The organism is Marinomonas arctica (genome assembly GCF_003259225.1).
GTDB lineage: Bacteria > Pseudomonadota > Gammaproteobacteria > Pseudomonadales > Marinomonadaceae > Marinomonas > Marinomonas arctica.
In genome coordinates this window covers 54,944-74,223 of record NZ_QHJF01000003.1, presented here as the reverse complement: position 1 = coordinate 74,223, position 19,280 = coordinate 54,944, and the positions used below count along the sequence as shown (strand labels likewise).

16 protein-coding genes are annotated in these 19,280 nt (G+C 45.7%); 2 read left to right on the top strand and 14 right to left on the bottom strand.

From position 1 onward, the window contains the following. Positions 1–37: 37 nt before the first annotated feature. The 6 genes from DK187_RS02150 to DK187_RS02125 all read right to left on the bottom strand — a co-directional run bounded on the left by DK187_RS02150 (position 38) and on the right by DK187_RS02125 (position 7,100). Positions 38–244 (bottom strand): MbtH family protein, encoded by a 207-nt coding sequence (locus DK187_RS02150; RefSeq protein WP_111605697.1) that lies wholly within the window; start codon positions 242–244, stop codon positions 38–40. Between the two features lie 60 nt (positions 245–304). Further along, positions 305–1,960 carry a multidrug ABC transporter permease/ATP-binding protein gene (locus DK187_RS02145; protein WP_111605696.1) on the bottom strand — a complete coding sequence of 552 codons (1,656 nt, stop codon included), beginning with the start codon at positions 1,958–1,960 and terminating at the stop codon, positions 305–307. 150 nt (positions 1,961–2,110) lie between these two features. After that, on the bottom strand, positions 2,111–4,087 hold the full coding sequence (fhuB, locus tag DK187_RS02140) for a Fe(3+)-hydroxamate ABC transporter permease FhuB (protein WP_111605695.1): 1,977 nt from the start codon (positions 4,085–4,087) through the stop codon (positions 2,111–2,113). After that, complete coding sequence (locus DK187_RS02135; protein ID WP_111605694.1) at positions 4,087–4,950, bottom strand: ABC transporter substrate-binding protein; 864 nt, start codon at positions 4,948–4,950, stop codon at positions 4,087–4,089. Before DK187_RS02135 ends, fhuB begins: the two co-directional genes overlap by 1 nt. A gap of 14 nt (positions 4,951–4,964) precedes the next feature. Further along, on the bottom strand, positions 4,965–5,729 hold the full coding sequence (locus DK187_RS02130) for an ABC transporter ATP-binding protein (protein ID WP_111605693.1): 765 nt from the start codon (positions 5,727–5,729) through the stop codon (positions 4,965–4,967). Positions 5,730–5,975: 246 nt separating this feature from the next. Further along, complete coding sequence (locus DK187_RS02125) at positions 5,976–7,100, bottom strand: acyltransferase family protein (RefSeq protein ID WP_162623470.1); 1,125 nt, start codon at positions 7,098–7,100, stop codon at positions 5,976–5,978. Between the two features lie 216 nt (positions 7,101–7,316). Between DK187_RS02125 and DK187_RS02120 the strand changes: the two genes are divergently transcribed. Then, positions 7,317–7,775: a YehS family protein gene (locus DK187_RS02120; RefSeq protein WP_111605691.1), complete on the top strand. Its 459-nt coding sequence runs from the start codon at positions 7,317–7,319 to the stop codon at positions 7,773–7,775. Between the two features lie 185 nt (positions 7,776–7,960). Continuing rightward, positions 7,961–9,052, top strand: coding sequence for a hypothetical protein (locus DK187_RS02115; protein ID WP_111605690.1), 1,092 nt, complete (start codon positions 7,961–7,963; stop codon positions 9,050–9,052). Positions 9,053–9,120: 68 nt separating this feature from the next. On the opposite strand, the gene DK187_RS02110 is transcribed toward DK187_RS02115, so the two are convergent. From DK187_RS02110 to DK187_RS02075, 8 genes are all read right to left on the bottom strand, one after another. Next, positions 9,121–10,080 (bottom strand): AraC family transcriptional regulator, encoded by a 960-nt coding sequence (locus tag DK187_RS02110; RefSeq protein WP_162623469.1) that lies wholly within the window; start codon positions 10,078–10,080, stop codon positions 9,121–9,123. A gap of 231 nt (positions 10,081–10,311) precedes the next feature. Continuing rightward, a complete protein-coding gene (locus tag DK187_RS02105; RefSeq protein ID WP_111605688.1) occupies positions 10,312–11,562 on the bottom strand; it encodes an MFS transporter in 1,251 nt (416 codons plus the stop codon). A gap of 226 nt (positions 11,563–11,788) precedes the next feature. Further along, on the bottom strand, positions 11,789–12,829 hold the full coding sequence (locus DK187_RS02100; RefSeq protein ID WP_111605687.1) for a peptide ABC transporter ATP-binding protein: 1,041 nt from the start codon (positions 12,827–12,829) through the stop codon (positions 11,789–11,791). Beyond that, positions 12,826–13,794, bottom strand: a complete 969-nt coding sequence (gene dppD, locus DK187_RS02095; RefSeq protein ID WP_111605686.1) for a dipeptide ABC transporter ATP-binding protein — start codon at positions 13,792–13,794, stop codon at positions 12,826–12,828. The genes DK187_RS02100 and dppD overlap by 4 nt, the downstream gene beginning before the upstream one ends. 11 nt (positions 13,795–13,805) lie before the next feature. Continuing rightward, entirely contained in the window at positions 13,806–14,720 is a 915-nt protein-coding gene (gene dppC, locus DK187_RS02090) for a dipeptide ABC transporter permease DppC (protein ID WP_111605685.1), read from the bottom strand. A 10-nt stretch (positions 14,721–14,730) separates the two neighbouring features. Next, complete coding sequence (locus tag DK187_RS02085; protein ID WP_111605684.1) at positions 14,731–15,741, bottom strand: ABC transporter permease subunit; 1,011 nt, start codon at positions 15,739–15,741, stop codon at positions 14,731–14,733. A 136-nt stretch (positions 15,742–15,877) separates the two neighbouring features. Then, positions 15,878–17,470: an ABC transporter substrate-binding protein gene (locus tag DK187_RS02080; RefSeq protein WP_111605683.1), complete on the bottom strand. Its 1,593-nt coding sequence runs from the start codon at positions 17,468–17,470 to the stop codon at positions 15,878–15,880. 521 nt (positions 17,471–17,991) lie between these two features. Further along, positions 17,992–18,861, bottom strand: a complete 870-nt coding sequence (locus tag DK187_RS02075; protein ID WP_111605682.1) for an NAD(P)-dependent oxidoreductase — start codon at positions 18,859–18,861, stop codon at positions 17,992–17,994. Positions 18,862–19,280: the final 419 nt, after the last annotated feature.

Sequence of the window (19,280 nt, the reverse complement as noted above, 5' to 3'; positions counted from 1 at the left end):
CAAAAATGGCGCCATGGGGCTAGTAAGTTGGCGCTTTCTATTCGCTAAGTAAGGCGTCTTTTAGGCTTTTTGGTCTCATGTCTGTCCATGTTGTTTTGATGTGAGCAAGACAATGCTCTTTATTGCCAGTCACTCCGACTTCTTGCCAGCCTGCTGGTACTGAGTGGTAAGTTGGCCAAATGCTGTATTGTTCTTGATCATTGATGACGACAGTGAACTCTGTGTTTGGGTTATCAATACTCATAAAATCCTCAACTGGTCCTGATGTTGCTGCTTTGGTTTAAAAACAGTTAATTAAAAACAACTAAAAAACGATGCTTGAAAGCGCATCTTGCGCGTGGCTCTGGTCGTCTGTATTGAGCTCGGTGAGTTGCCCAAGATCCATTTTGAAAACACGATCTGCCGCATCGAAATACTTATCATCGTGAGTAATGGCGATAATGGTGACGCCGCGCTCCTTTAATAGCGGTAATAGCTCTCGGTAGAAGGTTTTGCGAAATTTTGGATCTTGATCGGCAGCCCATTCATCTAGCAATATACAACCGCGTTTTTCCATGACGGCCATAAGCAAAGCGAGTCGCTTTCGCTGCCCTTGGGAGTAACGAGTATCGGATAAATGTCCCGCTTGATGAGAGACCTTGTGTGCCATTTCTAAGCGCGTCATCCATTCATCTATCTCGGCATCATTTACATTGTCACCATGTCCATCGGTGATCTGATGAAATAGGTAAAAATCACTGAAAACGGCGGAAAACTGCAATCGATATTCGTGCCATTTCTCTAACGAAACAGGCTGGTTATTAAGGAAGACTTGCCCTGAATGTGGACGGTATAGGCCTGTTAATAAGTTGGCGAAAGTGGATTTACCACTGCCGTTACCGCCAATAATGAAGACGGTTTCACCTTGTTTAATGGAAAAGTCGATAGGGCCCACTTGGAAAGGTTTGTCATCGCCATCGGGTCGGTATTGGTAAACTACTTGCTGTAGGTTTAGCTTTTCAAAGGGCAAAGACACTTCTTGCTGCTCAATGAGAGATTCATTTTGACTCAATGACAGCGCTTCTAGTTTTTGCATTGAGATATTGGCGGTCACCAAGGTGGGTAGAGAGCCAACCGCCGACATAAGTGGGGTACGCATAAACAAAATGATCAAAGCAAACGACGAAGCGACGCCAAAGCTGGCCCAACCAAGACCAAGGGCGAGATAATAATTTAGGCCGATGAGGGCGAGCACAATGGTGTTGGCCATGTTTCCTGCAAAGCCATTTAGGATATCAGCACGTGTGACTTGGTCTCGGTAGTGTTTGGCGTTTTGATTGAACTCGTCATTGAAATAGCGTTTAGCGCGACCAGGATTTAACGAGATTTCTTTACGTCCTTCGATAAAGGATTGGTAATCTTGATAGAGTTTGTCGTCATACTCTCGTACTTGCTTAATGTGATGAGTGATCTTGCTGACTAAACCAAAGCCAAATAGGCCTGTTAGAGAGAGTAGTAAGATGCTGACACCAAATAAAGGCAGAGACAAAAAAGCAAGGTAGCAAAGCGCAATAATGCAAAGTACCACACCATAAATAAGCTCAGGTAAGTGAACAAAAGCAAAGGTCACGTTACGGATATCGGTGCTTAAGGAGGCCAGTAAGCGAGCACTGCCGATACTTTCGACTTGTTCAATATCGGTATTAATGAGTTTTTTGATTAGCTGACAGCGTTTTTTATAAACAAACTGATGGCCTAGTTTATGTAAGGCGATTTGAGCCACGCTGGCTGTCACTAACAGCACGATAAGTAGCGTGACAAACTGCCATAATACGCTGCTGGTTAGATCCTGTTGATTGAGTAATTTGTATTGAATAAAAGCAATGACACCAACGGTAAGTAATGCGCTTGCCATGCTCAGCAAGATCACCAGAATAAGAGATTTGCCTTGTTTATCAGCGAGTTGAATCAGTAAATTCATTCTATATCCGTTTAATAAATAGTTTTGATTTCGATTATCATTATCATTTGATTCATAGCATACCCCTTATTTTTCCTTTTCATAAGGGGGATTCACATAAGTTTGATAAAAATTAGAGGCCTTTGCACCGCAGTCGTGTAAAGGTTTTGACTAAAGTCTGCGTAAGCCCCACATCAGATACAGACCACCGATAATAGACGCCACCATGCCAGCAGGGATTTCTTGAGGATAGAGCCATTGTCGGCCTAACCAATCAGAGAGCAGCATCAAGAGCCCGCCCACGAGCGCTGAGGCAATAAGATGTTCTCGGGCTTTGCTAAAGCCGAATAAGCGAGCTAGGTGTGGTGCCATCAGACCAATAAAGCTTAGAGGTCCAACGACGAGTGTGGCAGCAACTGTTAAGCAGGCGGCAAGAAGGAGTAGTAAAAGCCTAGCGCGAGATACTCTCATACCCAGTGATTGAGCTGTGGATTGACCAAGCGGCAAGATGTCTAGCCATTTACTGAGTAAAAAGCCAAGGCTAACAAAGACTATCGTGGCAATCGCGAGAGGTAATAGCGTGTTTGTCGTCACATAATAGGTTGAGCCTGATAGCCACGCGAGGAAAGCGTAACTGCGAGGATCACCGCCCGCCAAAATAAGCGTCTGCACCGCATTCATTAGGGCTGTGATGGCAACGCCAGTGAGAAGTACGCGCTCCGGTTGAAAGCCGGATTTCTGATTCAGTAAGATAATCAGCCCCATGGTCACCAGTGCACCAATCAAACCGCCTAGATACAGCCCCATGGTGCTGGTAGCAAGTCCAGTATAAATGGTGACAATCAAGCCAATGGCGATACCTGAGCTGATGCCGATGACTTCAGGGCTGGCCATTGGATTACCACTTAACCGCTGAATGATAGTGCCAGCAACGGCGAGCATCACACCAGCTAATAACGCGGCAACTAATCGTGGGATACGCCACTCAAGCATCGACCAATTGCCATTCAACACTAGCCATTGCCAGCCATCTGTCTGTATTGAAAGGGTTGCAAACACACAAAAACCGATCACTAGAGCACTACAGGTCCATAAGATGGAAGACTTGTTGAGCCGGCTAATGTGGTTATTGTGTCGTGTTAATACCGTTTCTGTTTGTGTTTGATGGCGAATCGCTAATTTAGGCAGTAACCAAAGCATTAACGGCGCCCCGAGCGCGGCGGTTGCTGCGCCAGTTTGGATCACCATCGCCATCATGTCGGGAAGCCGTTGAATCAATAAATCCGTCAGAGTCAGTAACAGTGCCCCGATTATCATCGAGGTGATGAGCTTTGGTACGAGGCGATGCACGCCCATCAAGCGGGTGATGGCTGGAGCGGCAAGGCCAATAAAGCCAATAACACCGACACTGGCGACTACCCACGAGGTGAGCAGAACCGCTAAGCCAAGGCAGATGAAACGCAACTTGGTAAGTGACACACCTAAGCTTTTCGCTCCAGACTCAGAGAGCTCTAATAAACTCAAAGGCTTGAGAAAAATACAGGCAATGAAAACCGCCGCTAAAATACGTGGCCACAGATAATTGACGTTACCCCAACCTGTCTGTACTAAAGAACCAGCGCCCCAGATCATTAAGCCAGAGAGTTTTTCTTGGTTGAGCATAAGCAAAACGGTGCTGAAGGCGCTGAAATACAGATTGATCACCAGTCCCGCAATTACCACGATAGTGGGAGATAGGGCTCGTCGCCATGACAAAGTAAACACCAAACCCATGGAAATAAGGCCGCCTGCTAAGGCGACTAAACTGTGAGAAAAGCTAATTAACCAAGGTGCGTAGAGTGTTGCTAACATTAAGCCGAAGCTTGCACCACTGGCGACGCCAAGAGTAGAAGGAGAGGCGATTGGGTTACGTAGCACTTGTTGCATAAGTACCCCCGCAACGGCTAAGGCCGCACCGCAAAGTAGCGTGCTAAATAGCCGAGGCCACCAAGTTAGCGTCAGTTCAACTGAATAACTTGAATGCCAATCGGTATGGAATGGGTTAATAAAATACCCATTTAAAGCGCCAACGCTGGACAAGTGTGAACCCATCAACAAGGCAACCAGCGTAGCTAGAATAACTATCAGTGTTAGAGGGAGAATGCGCATTATTTTGCTTCCTTATTAAGTGCCGCGGTTAATAAGGTCGCAAAGCGTACCGTGGAAGGAATGGCGCCAAAGCTCCACACCGGCGCAATGGTCAACATAGGGTGTCCTGTTTGCGTGACCAGATATTGCCAAAATGCGTCTTGCTGTAAATTAGTCATCACCCCAGCAGGTAAAGGTTCTATCACCACAATTTGCCCTTTTATGCCAAGCAGCTTATCGATACCCACTAAAGAAAACCCCCAGCTGTTAGTGTCGCCTTGCCACGCATTTTTTAAACCGATCTGATTGGCGGCAATTTTATACATGCTGTTATTACCAAATACGCGAACGTGGCGAGCATCCATAAATTGCACCATCAGTAATGGTGCCGCATTGGCTGGTACTTGTGTCGTCAATTCGGCTAATTTGTTCTGAGCGGATTGGATGAGTGCTTCTGCAGCATCTTCTTTGTTTGTGTCTTTGGCAATGGTGCGTGTATAGGTTTTTAGGGCTTGCCAAGACACATTGTCTTTTTTATATAGAGCAATACTGGTGACGGGGGCGATTCGAGACAGTTGCGGTGCAAGCGACTGAAACATTGGAGAAATAAAAATACGCTCAGGCTTTAATTCGGACAACCGCTCTAAGTTAGGTTGCGTGCGCAGGCCCAAATCTGCCGTGATGGCGGGAATAGTCGGGGATTTTACCCAAGCGTTGTAATCGGCTACTTGCGCTGCACCAATGGGCTGAATACCTAATGCCAACAATGTTTCGATCTGCGTCCAGTCGATGACAGCGACTTTCATGTCTTGCTCTTGTGCGCTGACAAAAGGTGTCGTTAACGTGGCAAACACGATGAGTAAATAAGAAAAGGTATTTTTCATGTCTTCCTACTTAGCTAATAAGGCATGGCAACGGGATACCCAGCGGGGTGATCCGTGATGTGCATGTTGACGCCGTAAATGTCTTCTAATGTCTGCGGTGTAAATAGCTCATCAACTGAGCCCGAGGCAATCATCTTACCACTGTGGAGCGCGACGATATGATCACAGAAGCGTGCGGCCATATTGATATCGTGGATAACGATAATCACACCGAGATTGAGCTCTTGGCTGAGCTTTTTGATCAGGTTGAGCATGTCTACTTGATGAGCAATGTCTAAAGCAGAGAGAGGCTCGTCGAGCAGTACGTATTGAGAGCGCTGAGCCAGTAACATGGCAAGCCAGAGACGCTGGCGCTCGCCACCGGATAAGGTATCCACTAAACGATCTGCGTAATCCTTGGTATTGGTTAGCGCCATGGCGTCGTCTATGTATTGATGATCCTGCTTGTTTAAACGACCAAGCAAACCATGCCAAGGATAACGACCAAAGCTGACTAAATCTCTGCCCGATAAACTGTCTGTTGCGGGCGTTTGCTGAGGAAGATAGGCCACTTGTTGGGCGAATTTTTTAGGTGACCATGATTCAATGGCTTGATCATTTAGAAGAATCCGGCCTTGGGTTGGCTTTTGTTGCTGAGCGAGTAGCTTAAGAAGCGTGGATTTACCTGACCCATTGTGACCAATTAATGCGTAGATTTTTCCTGGCTCAAAGGTCATTGAAAAGTTGGCTAGTAGAGCTCGGCCATCAACATTTAATCCTAGTTCTTTCGACTCTATCATTCACCAACCCACCATGTTTTTGCATTGTATGTCGTCTTTTTTAGCTGGGGTATTTTATATATAGCAGTAACAATAATGCAAATCATTTATATTTGGGTTGCTGTTTTGTCCTTTCTTTCTAGTGTTTTTGAAGAGAGTAAGTGTTAGCAATGGGCCCAGGGTGTTGCGTGTTAATAAGCCTTTCATTATCCAGATAAGGCAAAAAATGCCTCGACCGACCTCTTTTTGCTTACAGTATGTCTTTTATCAAGCTCCAATTAGTAATCGGCTTTTTGTACCTAATAAAGGTTTTAATTTGCCTATTAACCATACTGATCCATAGAACTGAAAAACAAATAATGCCAATGATGAAACGAGGCTATATAGCAAGGTTGTATTGGGTTCAAGATATCCCGCATTGAGTAGTAAATAGGTGGCGTTTCCCCAGATCATGCTAATAAGAGGATGTAAGAAAAAAATAGCAAAGCTAATGGAAGCCAACATGGTTAAGTGCTTACCAAGAGCGGGCCTGACAAGGTGTGAGCAAAAGCCGATAAATAAAATACATAGGCCCATTTTTTGAATGAATTGTAAATCGATGCCGCCCCATTCAAACGCGGCTTTATGATAGCCTCCAACATGAAGCAAAAGGCCAGATTGTAACCAAACGGTGGAAATGACGGTGAGGATGGCGGCGACGAAAAAATAGCGATAATGCTTTTTCATCCAGTCACGGTGAAGAGAATACAGCATACCCGCTAGGTAAAAGGGCGTGAAATACACCACGGATTGCAGCACATTAGCGTTACCATGCGGTCGATGAATGACAACAGAGAGAATGGTAAACATCGCTAAAATAGACAGCTGAGTTAATAGCGGCAGTGTTAAATAGCGCAAATGCAGTCCAGAGCATAAAAAAGTCACGATGATGAAGGGAATATACCAATGGGGAAACAGAATATAGCCCTGTTTTACCAATTGCCAGCACATCACGGCGGCTTCCGCGGCGCTGACCTGATCTACTAGCATAAAGACAGCAAAGTTCATGACAATAGCAAACGCGGATACAACCAAAAATGGCACAAACACGTTGAGTACTTTCTTCGCCATAAAGCGCCGATAATCAAAACGTTGTGCAAAAACATGATGGAAGAAAAAGCCAGAGATAAACACAAAAACTCCAGTGCCACCGCGCACTATATTTTCTAACCATAGCGGGAAGCCATCATTGGTATTGATCACAGAGTGCCCCAGTACGATCAATATAATGGCTAAGCCTCGCATGTATTCGAATTCTGTCAGCCGCGTTGTAGAATGGGCTGTCGGAGTGAAGGGTTGCTTGGCAGCTTGTTCGGTGATGTCGATAAGCGTCGGTTTTTGGGTTAGGTTCACTGGTTTACCATCCATGAATATGGGCAATGCAATCTATTAAGTGGTCAGCTGTCTAGAGAATCAATTTCTTTTACCTAATGCGGGCAATATTTTACGCCAATCATGCAGTTTCGACGATACTCTTACGGAATTAAAGGGCGAAGATAGGTTAAAATCCGCCAATCTGCTAGAGTCTCTGTCTATCATCACTTATTTCCCTAACACTAGGACATTATTTTGAACAACAACGACATTTTACGCCGCCTTCGTTATACCTTTGATCTAAAAGAGTTGGAGATCGTTGATATCTTCGCGGCAGCGGATGGTATTGCCGCACAAGAGCAAGTCACCAGTTGGCTAAAAAAAGAAGACGATACAGGCTATATCGAAATGCTGGATGTGGAAATGGCGACCTTTCTTAATGGTTTTATCAATACGAAGCGTGGCAAGCGTGAAGGCCCACAACCTGAGCCAGAAAAGCGCCTGACAAACAATATTGTCTTTATGAAATTACGCATCGCTTTAAACCTACAAGCCGAAGACATTCTAGACATCATGTCGCTTGCGGAATTTAACTTAAGCAAGCATGAGCTAAGCTCTTTCTTCCGTAAACCAGACAACCGTCACTATTGCGAATGCAAAGATCAGATCTTGCGTAACTTCCTGATGGGATTGCAAAAGCGGTTTCGTGCGTAGAGCCACAAAATATCCCTTCTACCGATAAAGGGACATAATTTCTTTATCTGCATCTCAGTATTTTTTCCTATATATGCCACATAGTGTACAAAGATTGCACTATGTGGATATACCATTCAGCCCACCTTTGCGATATTGACTCCCTAATTATAAATATAACGGTTAATAAACAGGGTGGTATCCATATGTTGATGAAAAATAAGGTGGCGCAAGCTGTTATCGTGGCGAGTCTCTCTTCGCAAGGATTTGCTCTGGAGTTGGGTGATTTTAATGGTACTCAATTCAGCATTGGCGGCTATTTAAAAGCAGAGGGTGTATTCAATAACCCAGATGAAGGAAGTAGCACGTTTGATGGCAGTGCCCGTCAATCACGTATTAACTTCACCGCAAGCCGCATGGAAGAAGGTCATAAAATCACTGGATTTATTGAAGGGGATTTTTGGGATAACAATACAACAGCCTCAGACACTACTTACGCCTATCGGTTACGCCATGCGACCATTACGGTTGATAACTTGACCGTGGGTCAGACGTGGAACGGTCAATTTTTTGCTAACGCGCCATTTGATACCGAAATGATTAACTTATGGGGACTAGGGATCGGTACTGTGGCTGGGAACGGCGCGGTTGTTCGTCCTGATTTGGTTGTGCACTATGCAGACAAAGGCATGCGTTTAACCTTCCAAGACCCTGTTTATGCTGACGCGAGTTATCCAGATATGGTGGCGGCTTATACGCATCGCACACCAGAAGGTCATGCTTTTAACGTTGCGGTGACAGGCCGTGATGTGGACATGACGCCTTCCAATAGCACAGACAGCGACTCTAAATTCGGTGCGGCTTTGTCTCTAGCAGCGAAATTGAAGTTTGGCGACACCAGTTTATCGCTCAGTGGCTTCTCTGGTAAGGGGGCGGGTGTTTACGCTGGTTGGGGTTACCAAGGTGCGTCAGGTGCTTCTGGTGTCGCTGAAATAGACGGTCAGGGTGACATGGTCACTTTAACCGGCTTCTCAGCAGGCATTGGGCATAAAGTCAGTGACAAAGTAAGAGTTAACCTACGTTATGGTCAAGTGACGTCTGACGAAATCGCTTCAACGTTGGCGGATGATACCCTTAAATTGACCCTAGCGAACGTTATTTACACGCATTTGCCAGGCTTAGAATTCGGTTTAGAGGTGCGTGATCAGAATATGGCAAACCGTCCATCTGTCGCTGTTGGTACGTCAGCTCGTCCTGCTGGACAACAAGTCGAAGTGATGGCGATGTACAAGTTCTAATAACGAGTCACCACAAGAACAGACTGGGCTTTTCCCCTTTTGCCCAGTCTGTTTTTTTTATGGTTTGTTTAACAAGAAAAATCTCGTAACGTTTTCGACGGCAATTCCCCTATTTGCTCGCGGTATTGTGCTGAAAATCGTCCTAAGTTCGTAAAGCCATACTTCAATGCCACCTGAGTCACATTTTTTATCCGCTCGTTGTTTTTTAATTCGGCATGAACTCGTTCTAATTTCAGGCGGCGAACATACGTTGAGGGAGTTAGGCCCGTTTCGCGTTCAAATAAATTATACAGTGACTTACGACTGATCTGGCATAAGCTGGCCAACTCATCGATCGTAATATCTCGTGTAATATTGTCCAACACGTAATGACGAATACGCGCAATATAACGATGCAGTGAATTTTTAGAAACCGAGCCGAGTCGGACATTGTTATCAAAGACATTGAGAATGGCGCTGTTTAGTAGCTTGCAATAATACAGCAAGGGCCGCTCACCAAGAACGGATTTGTCTTGTTGTAACATGTCGTTGAGTAGATTAAACAAAGGGCCAGCCATGGGGAGTTGATTCGGGACTGAGCTAAAAATAATGCCGCTAGTCGATGATAAATAACCGAATTCTTGCGCCGCTTGATGTAAAAAATCCGTCGGGATTCTGACGATAAGCTTTTTACAGTCAGCATAGTCATGCGCCTCAATAGGCGTATTGGGCATAATGATCATCGAGTCTCCTGCTTTGAGTGCTCGTTCAGCATTATGGCTATGCTCGAGACGGCGCCCTGTCAGAATGACTTGTAAAAAATACGCGTCTGGCACCGTTGTGCTGCTTATTTGAACAGGCACACTAAGGCTGTATTCGATAATCGAAAGAGCGCCAAACGTTTTGAATTTCAACGTTGTGAGTGTTGGTTGAAGTGTCCCTTCAATAAAATCATGCTTTCCAAAGCCTTTTTCTAATAAAACATCAGCAAGAGACTGAATAGGAGCGTCTACAAGCTGAAGGTCGTAGTTTGAAAAATCAAATCTCATCGCGATACACCAATGCATTCATTATTTTTATAAGCGGGCTGTCTAGGTAGTCCCTTTACAGCCGTATAAAGTGCTTACTTAGTGTAGTGCGCAGCGCTTTCACTTAGTCATCCATTTTTGAGGTTACGCCATCAATTATTGGTATAGTAAACAGTCATGTTTAAAACAATGTTGTATAAAGCATTAGAGCGCGTGACTTAACAATCTGAGTAGATTGGACACAGAGCCGTGTTAGAAATCAGTTTTTGGCTGAATGTTGAGTTTATGTTGCCATCGTTTTCTTAGCCGAATGTATACCATGACTAATGTGATTAATGGTATGCCGTGAAAAAGCATAATGACCAGATAGAGAGGCAGCCAATTGTAAAAAGGCGCCACTATTATCATTCCAGCGGCAAACCCAGTCATCTTGAGCAGAGCAAGAGTGCTGAACACGGGCAGACGCAGCGTGTCAGATTCTGCTTGTACTCTTGATACCAAGCTTACCTCAGCAATGCCTTCGCCTATGCCGGCGCAGATAACGAATAACATTGCCCATACTGGCTGATGTTGCTGAAAAGTAAGCATGAAACCCATAGACAGGATGGAAAAGCCAACAAAAAATAGCCTTTCCAGTGAGAGATTGGGGTATTTCTTTAACAAATGGCCTAAAAGACGGGCACCGACAAACTTACCGACAGCCCAAGATGCCATCAAGACACCCATAGCTTGGCTTATGTTTTCGGGGGTGAGCACTTTTGCTATGATTGGAAAACCTACTTGGTGGGCAGCATTGCCTAAACTTCCAACAAGCGTAACCAACAACATGCCCGCCAGTATTGGTGCTTGTCTGAGTTCGACCTTAAGCTGCCGCCACTCTTGTCTAAAAGGGACAGACTGATAGCTTGGTTGTGCCCCATCAGTGAGTTTTTTCAGTGGCAACAGCATAACCGCGACAAAGGCATAGACGACAATATTGAGAATAAAAACGTTCTCGTACCCTGTCCCTGCAATGAGTACCCCTACCAGCAAGCCTCCTGTTACCGCACTCACCGAAGACAAAGAGGTTAACCAAGTATTAACCGATAACCGTTTGGGTTGAATGATCCAATTAGGCAGTTGGCTGTTGATTCCTATGGTAAACAAGGTGTTGCAAAGGCCACTAATAAAAGCAATACAAGGGACCACATATAAAAGGTAGGATGCTGGCAGAATAAGCAACAAGAGCATGACGAAAAATCGTACTAGGTTTAGACATATAAGTGCTAATTTCCCTGGCATTTTTCGAAAAAAAGGTAGACTAATCACGCTAGAGAAAAGACTGCCACAGACACTACAGACCATAAAAATGCTGAACTGATAGACATTATTGCTGATAAGAAAGACATAGCTTGATAGGGCAATCATGCTGAGAACACTGCCAAAGTCGGCGATGCATCGGGCGCATATAATAAAAAAAGCATTGATTGCAGAAGTGCGAAGGCACTTTTCTAGGTGATTCATGATCGAGTTTTCCCTACTCTGTATTCGAATAAATCCTTATTCGAAAGAAAACGCATCTTGATAGACGCGATGGATGCGTTTCAAAAAACAGCATCAACTTAGACTTTCATATACTAATAGCAAGACCGCATTCTTGACTACTGTTCTTTATTATTTGATAAAAAAAACGCCCTTTCGGGCGTTCGAAAACTCACTGGGAGGTGAGTGTGGTTTCAGTCTGAATCGTTTAGGCCGCACCCACCGCGACGGTTTCGATGCGATTTTCTTCCACCGCGTGACATGCAATCATGTGGCCTTTTTCTTGCTCTGCCTGATCGTCTAATCTCAACAATGGCGTTTCGGTTTTACAGCGGTCGTTGGCGTAACTGCAACGTCCGTGGAACGCACAGCCAGAAGGCGGATTCAACGGTGACGGTAATTCGCCTTGTAGCTTAATGCGAACACGACGTTTATCTGGAGAAAGCTGCGGCGTACTAGACAGCAAAGCCAAGGTGTAAGGGTGTTTCGGGTTCTCGAATAACTGTTCGCGAGTCCCTTGTTCTACGACTTTGCCGAGATACATCACCATTACGTCGTCAGCGATGTGTTCCACCACAGACAAATCATGGGAAATGAACACATAGCTCAAGCCAAACTCTTTCTGCAAATCCATCATCAAGTTCAATACTTGTGCCTGAACGGACACGTCCAAGGCAGACACGGGTTCGTCGGCCACGATGACATTTGGGTCAAGCATCAAACCACGAGCGATAGCAATACGCTGGCGCTGACCGCCGGAAAACATGTGCGGATAACGTTCATAATGCTCCGCTTTTAAGCCAACTTTCGCCATGATCGCGAGGGCTTTTTCTTTGCGTTCTGCTTTGGAAAGCTTGGTATTGATCACCAAAGGTTCTTCCAAAATCGCACCTATCTTCTTACGAGGATTCAAGGAGCCATAAGGGTTTTGGAAGATGATCTGAATCTTTTGACGCAACTTCGCCTGAGCGTCCGCGCTCAAGGTGAGTAAGTCTTCACCTAGGTGAGCCAAACTGCCCCCCGTCGGTGTTTCAATCATGGTCAGCATGCGGCCAAGGGTAGATTTTCCACAACCGGATTCGCCGACGACCGCAAGGGTTTTGCCTTTTTCAAGATTGAAACTAATGCCATCTACAGCTTTCACCACGGCATCAGGTTTAAACAAACCTTGTTTGACGTGGTAATGCTGTTTTAGGTTGTCGGCCTTTAAAATTAATTGCTTATCTAATGAAAGGTCGGATTGGTTCATGCGGTTGGTCTCCCTTCGCTGTCCAATGGCGTATGGCATTTTACTTGGCGATTAAGATCGCCTTGGTTCGCAGGTTCAACTTGACGACAATGGTCGGTCGCATAAGGGCAGCGTGGGCTGAGCAAACAACCCAAAGGACGATCATATTGACCCGGAACCACACCGGGTAACGCTTCAAGGCGTGCTTTACCGGCAGCCGATTCTGGCAAAGAGGCCAGCAAGGCTTGCGTGTATGGATGTCTTGGTGTGCTAAAAACTTCCGACGCTGGACCAGACTCAACGATTTGACCTGCGTACATGACGATAACGCGATGGGCGACTTCAGCGACCAACGCCAAATCGTGCGTAATTAGCACCAAGCCCATTTGCTTCTTGCGTTGCAGCTCGATCAATAGATCAATGATCTGCGCTTGAATCGTCACGTCTAACGCGGTGGTTGGCTCGTCAGCGATTAATAAGCGTGGATCACAGGCAATCGACATAGCAATCATCACACGCTGGCTCATACCGCCTGACAGTTGATGAGGGTAGTTGTCCAAACGGGACTCTGGCGCTGGAATGCCGACTTGCTTTAAGAGCTCAATAGCGCGTGCTTTGAGCTCTTTCTTGCTGCCGCCTTGGTGCGTTTTTAACGCTTCAATGATCTGATAACCCACTGTAAAACAGGGGTTAAGGCTGGTCATCGGATCTTGGAAGATCATTGCAATGTCGGAGCCAGTCAGCTTGCGACGTTGTTTTTCTGGCATGGCCAGCAAATCTTGATTATCAAACGTCAGTTGATCTGCGCTGACTTTGCCGGGAAAATCGATCAAGCCCATAATGGACAATGAACTGACACTCTTGCCTGAGCCAGATTCCCCAACGATGCCGAGAACTTCCCCTTCTTCGACCTTGTAACTGATGTTATCCACGGCGCGAAAATTGCCGAAGGTAACGCTTAAATTTTCCAACTGTAACAGTGACATAACAACCTCTCTTACTGTTTCAACTTGGGATCAAGGGCATCACGTAAGCCATCGCCCATGAGGTTAAACGCCAGTACTGTGATCAAAATCATCAAACCGGGGAAAGTAACGACCCACCACGCACGTTGCACGAACTGCAAGGCATCGGCCAACATAGAACCCCATTCCGGGGTCGGTGGTTGTGCGCCAAGGCCAAGAAAGCCAAGGGCCGCCATATCAAGAATGGCGCTAGAGAAGCCTAAGGTAGCCTGCACAATTAACGGTGCTAGACAGTTTGGCAAGATGCAGATAAACATCAGACGTAACGGCCCCGCTCCAATCACTTTAGAAGAGGTGACATAATCACGGGACATTTCCGCCATGGTGGCGGCACGGGTTAAACGTACGTAATGTGGCAACGAAACAATGGAAATGGCCAACGCCGCATTAACAATGCTTGGCCCCAATATTGCCACGATTGCGATTGCTAACAACAAGCTTGGCATCGCTAACATGATGTCGACAATGCGCATGATAGCGGTGTCGATTAGGCCTTTAAAGTAGCCTGCAATGAGGCCCAGTAAAATCCCCATGACTAAAGACGCCGTCACCGCAACAATGCCCACCGCAATTGAGAGACGTGAGCCATAAATCAAGCGAGACAAGATATCTCGGCCCACATCGTCGGTACCCAAGACAAAAGACCAGTTTCCGCCTTCTAACCATGCTGGTGGCAATAACAGCGCATCGCGGTATTGATCCGATGGCGAGTGTGGTGCAACAAGGTTAGCAAATACCGCCATAAAACAAATAATTAAGATAACAACCAGACCGGCTACAGCGCCTTTGTTGCTGCTGAAATAATGCCAAAACTCTTGCATAGGCGTCATTGGTGCGGGAGCAGCCAATGGCGTATTCGTCGTGGACGTTTTTGTAGATGTTGTCATAAACGCCTCCTTATCGGCTGTGTCGAATTCGTGGGTTAACAATGCCGTAAGTGATGTCTACCAAGAGATTCACGACAATGATGATACATGCGACGATCAAGATACCGCCTTGCACAACAGGGTAATCACGGCGTCCAATGGATTCGATTAACCATTTGCCAATGCCAGGCCAAGCAAAGACGGTTTCGGTCAGAATGGCACCGGACAACAAAATACCCACCTGCAAACCGATCACGGTAATCACGGGAATCAAGGCGTTACGCAAAGCGTGAATCACAATCACTCGCCAAGGGGCAATACCTTTCGCGCGAGCGGTACGAATGTAATCTTCGCTTAATACTTCCAACATGGAAGAACGTGTCATACGGGCAATCACCGCCATAGGTATCGTACCAAGAACAATACTGGGCAAAATCAAATGGGCCACAGCAGAAGAAAAGGCACCCGCTTCGTCAGATAAGAGAGAGTCAATCAGCATAAAACCAGTCACATCTTCAATCCAATAGACGACATCGATCCGCCCCGACACGGGCGTCCATCCCAGATTGACGGAAAAGACCAACATCAATAACAGCGCCCACCAAAAAATAGGCATGGAATAACCTGTGAGTGAAAAGGTCATTACCGAATGGTCTATCACGGTGCCCCGTTTAACTGCTGCCAAAATGCCGGCTGGCAAGCCGATGAAAATAGCGAAAATAGCCGCACAAAACGCCAACTCAATGGTGGCTGGGAAAAGTGTGAGGAATTCTTTCATCACGGGTTCTCGCGTGATTAGGGAGTTGCCTAAATCACCCTGTAGAACGCCTGTGACGTAATGGAAATACTGGACGTATAGTGGCTTATCAAAGCCCAGTTGAGCACTTAGCTCGGCGTGACGTTCTGCGCTCACACCGCGTTCACCGGCCATCACTTCGATTGGATCGCCGGGGATTAAACGAATAAGGGTAAAGGTCAGCAAGGTGATTCCGATAAAGGTCGGAATGACGAGGCTTAAGCGACGGAAAATAAATTGGAACATAAAGGACTGGCTCTCTTGAGGTGTTATGTGATCGAGCAATGCGCTCGGTCAGCAAAACACTTACTCACGTCCCAGCGAGTAAGTGTTTTGTTGTCCGAAGGACGTTGTATCCAAAGGACGTATTTCTTAACGTCGATTACTTGCTAACGTTGTAGAAGTAATGACCGCCAAGTGGATCGATTTTGTAACCTTTTACTTCTTTACGAATGGGCTCATACACGACGGAGTGAGCAATGGTTACCCATGGTGCTTCACGTTTGAAAACCACCTGAGCTTCTTCGTAATCCTTTGTGCGTTCTGCTTTGTCAGAGGTCTGTTTGGCTTGTAGAAGCAAGTTGTTGAACTCTTCGTTACACCACTGGGCACGGTTAGCGCCACCAACAGCATCACAGCCTAGCAATACGTATAGGAAGTTATCTGGGTCACCATTATCACCAGTCCAACCTAGCAATACCGTATCGTGCTCACCGTTCTTAGAGCGGTTTAGGTATTCACCCCATTCGTAAGAAACGATTTCGGCTTTCACACCAATTTTAGACCAGTCTTCTTGCATGATCTCAGCCATACGACGGGCATTTGGGTTGTATGGACGTTGTACTGGCATTGCCCAGATGTTGGTAGAGAAACCATCAGGGTAACCCGCTTCCGCCAATAATTTTTTCGCTTTTACTGGATCGTATGGGTAATCCACTACGTTGTTGTTGTAAGACCACATAGTCGGTGGAATCGGGTTTTTCGCATCTTTACCTGCGCCTTGGAACACCGCATCAATGATCGCACTCTTGTCTGTGGCTAAACTAAGAGCTTGACGAACACGTACATCGGTAAAAGGTGCTTTCTGCGTGTTAAACGCCAAGTAACCTACGTTTAAGCCTTCTTGGCTCATCAAGTTGATGTTTGGATCTGCTTCCATTTGCTTAAGGTCAGCAGGATTTGGGTAAGGCATCACATCACATTCACCCGCTTTCAATTTTGCGTAACGAACAGAAGCGTCAGGTGTGATAGAGAAGACAAGACGATCGATTTTTGCTTTGCCTTTCCAGTAGTCTTCAAATGCAGTGTAGCGAATCAAAGAGTCTTTTTGATATTGAACTTTTTGGAAAGGACCCGTAGCAACAGGATCAATATCTAGCTTCTCAGGCGTGCCCTTTTTCATGTAAAAATCGGCTTGTTCTTTAGAGAAGATAGACGCAAAGTCCATGGCAAGGTTGGCAATGAACGGCGCTTCTGGTTTCGTTAAAATGAATTTAACCGTGTAGTCGTCGACTTTTACCATCTCTTTGATCAGAGTATCCATACCCATACCAGTGAAGTACTCATATGAGCCACCAGACACGGTGTGGTAAGGGTTTTCTTTGTTGCCTTGGCGGTCAAAGGTAAAAATGACATCGTCGGCATTAAAATCACGTGTTGGTGTGAAGTCTTTTGAGGTGTGGAACTTCACGCCTTTGCGCAAATGAAAGGTGTACTCAAGGCCATCTGCGGAAACATCATAGCTTTCTGCAAGGCCTGGTTCTGTTTCTGTCGTTCCCAGTTTGAATTCGACTAGGCGATTGAACATGTTTTTTGATGTCGCGTCAAAAGTCGTACCGGCTGTATAGAATGCTGGGTTAAAGCCCTCTGGGCTGCCTTCTGAGCAATAAACCAATGTGGTTGCTGCGTGAGCAGAGGTGCTGATTGCTCCGGCGGCCATAAGTGCGAGCGTTAGTTTTGCTAGCCCTGTTTTCATTGTCACTCTCCATTAACATAATTATTTTCGTGCTGAGCACGTGGGAAGTCGAATCAAGGTGTTCGTTACTTTTGTGATGTTTTTGAGGGTAAAAGCGGCCCTTAGCGTTTCTATCTTTACCGTTTTAAAAAAACAAACCCCATCCAAACTCCTAGTTCGAATGGGGTTGTTCTGCCTCGTCCCTGAGCCCCCTTTAGCCATAAGCAATGCATCCGAATAAACAGACGCATTAAAAATAGCGTCCCTGAAGATTACTCAAGCCAATTTAAATAACCAATTGAAATAACGATATGGCCTATACGTGTAATGAATACAGAATCTGAATAAAGGCCTGTACGCCTTGAAAACAAAGGGGTTAGAGGAAAAAGCATGAGTAAGGAATGTGAAAGGAAAAGGATAAAATTTTATAAAAAGTTTAAAAAAGAAGTATTAGATGGGGGTTTTTAGCGGCTTTTTTTGGTCTTTAGGACGGCCGTTTAATGCTCCATCATAGAAACATTAAACGGCCTAACACATTAACATTAGGCTTTTTTATCGAGTGCTTTCACTAGAACAGAGGTGTCTTGGCGACCACGACCTTCGGCGATCAGTGCCTGATAATCTAGATCAACGGCTTGAGTTAATGGAATCTTGATGCCCATTTTTTCGGCTTGCGCAAGGCACAGGCCTAAATCCTTATGCATCCACTCAATAGCGAAGCCAAAGTCAAACGTATTTTTCGCCATGGTTTCACCGCGGTTCTCTAATTGCCAAGAGCCCGCCGCGCCGTGTTTTAATGTATCCACCAGTGTTGGGATGTCTAAACCGGCTTTTTGCGCAAAGCGTATGCCTTCTGAGAGCCCAGATAACACACCGCCAATCAGAATTTGATTGACCATCTTGGCGATTTGACCATTGCCGACAGAGCCCATCAAGCGGGTGGCTTTTGCGTAGCAAGTTAATATGGGCTGAGCCGTATCTAGATCGCTTTGTGAACCGCCAATCATGATGGTTAATACACCATTTATCGCACCAGCTTGGCCACCAGAAACGGGGGCGTCCATAAAGCGAAAACCACGCTCTTGAGCAACTTGATGCAGCTCTTTTGCCACTTCCGCAGAGGCCGTGGTGTGATCAATAAAAAGCGTGCCGGTTTTCGCTTGCTGGAAGGCGCCGTCGGGGCCTAAATACACCGCGCGCAAATCGTCATCATTGCCGACGCAGGTTAGCACGATGTCGGCATCTTGTGCGGCAAGTGCAGGTGTGCTGGCAAATGCGCCTTGGTATTCCTTGCACCAGTTTTGGGCTTTTTGCGTGGAACGATTATAGACCACGACAGAATGACCTGCCTTACTGACGTGTCCTGCCATGGGGTAACCCATTGTACCAAGTCCAATGAAGCTGACTTTCATTGCTTTTCTCCTTACTGCGTTGTCCAGATACGGATTTGAGAGACAAATTTAATGCCCTGATCATACGGATTTGATGATGAATTACGAGGTACAAAAAATCGTGAAATGAAGCATACAGAAGCGTATTTTCATTATTTGGGTCATTTTTTCAGTAGACGCCTTATTGTTCTCTTACGGAAAATAAGCTGTGGATAACTTTGTGCAAGAAAATTTTTCTGAGCGAATATTTCGTCAAAAAGGGGATTATTGTCAATAATCGTGCGTATTTTATACGATTTTTATATTTTCCTTTTGTGTGAGAAGATCTTCCTCATCTTGTCAACAGTTGCAGATGAGAAAAATCAATACACGTCTTGTTTTACGCTCGGCTGATGGTTATTTGTCCGCTTTTGCCACGCCTATAACATTTTTAGATAAAA

Coding starts and splice junctions, on each gene's coding strand:
- dppD (WP_111605686.1), bottom strand. CDS start 13,794: ATGTCACTGTTACAGTTGGAAAATTTAAGCGTTACCTTCGGCAATTTT.
- DK187_RS02110 (WP_162623469.1), bottom strand. CDS start 10,080: ATGAGATTTGATTTTTCAAACTACGACCTTCAGCTTGTAGACGCTCCT.
- DK187_RS02105 (WP_111605688.1), bottom strand. CDS start 11,562: ATGAATCACCTAGAAAAGTGCCTTCGCACTTCTGCAATCAATGCTTTT.
- DK187_RS02115 (WP_111605690.1), top strand. CDS start 7,961: ATGTTGATGAAAAATAAGGTGGCGCAAGCTGTTATCGTGGCGAGTCTC.
- DK187_RS02085 (WP_111605684.1), bottom strand. CDS start 15,741: ATGTTCCAATTTATTTTCCGTCGCTTAAGCCTCGTCATTCCGACCTTT.
- fhuB (WP_111605695.1), bottom strand. CDS start 4,087: ATGCGCATTCTCCCTCTAACACTGATAGTTATTCTAGCTACGCTGGTT.
- DK187_RS02075 (WP_111605682.1), bottom strand. CDS start 18,861: ATGAAAGTCAGCTTCATTGGACTTGGTACAATGGGTTACCCCATGGCA.
- DK187_RS02100 (WP_111605687.1), bottom strand. CDS start 12,829: ATGAACCAATCCGACCTTTCATTAGATAAGCAATTAATTTTAAAGGCC.
- DK187_RS02135 (WP_111605694.1), bottom strand. CDS start 4,950: ATGAAAAATACCTTTTCTTATTTACTCATCGTGTTTGCCACGTTAACG.
- dppC (WP_111605685.1), bottom strand. CDS start 14,720: ATGACAACATCTACAAAAACGTCCACGACGAATACGCCATTGGCTGCT.
- DK187_RS02130 (WP_111605693.1), bottom strand. CDS start 5,729: ATGATAGAGTCGAAAGAACTAGGATTAAATGTTGATGGCCGAGCTCTA.
- DK187_RS02150 (WP_111605697.1), bottom strand. CDS start 244: ATGAGTATTGATAACCCAAACACAGAGTTCACTGTCGTCATCAATGAT.
- DK187_RS02080 (WP_111605683.1), bottom strand. CDS start 17,470: ATGAAAACAGGGCTAGCAAAACTAACGCTCGCACTTATGGCCGCCGGA.
- DK187_RS02145 (WP_111605696.1), bottom strand. CDS start 1,960: ATGAATTTACTGATTCAACTCGCTGATAAACAAGGCAAATCTCTTATT.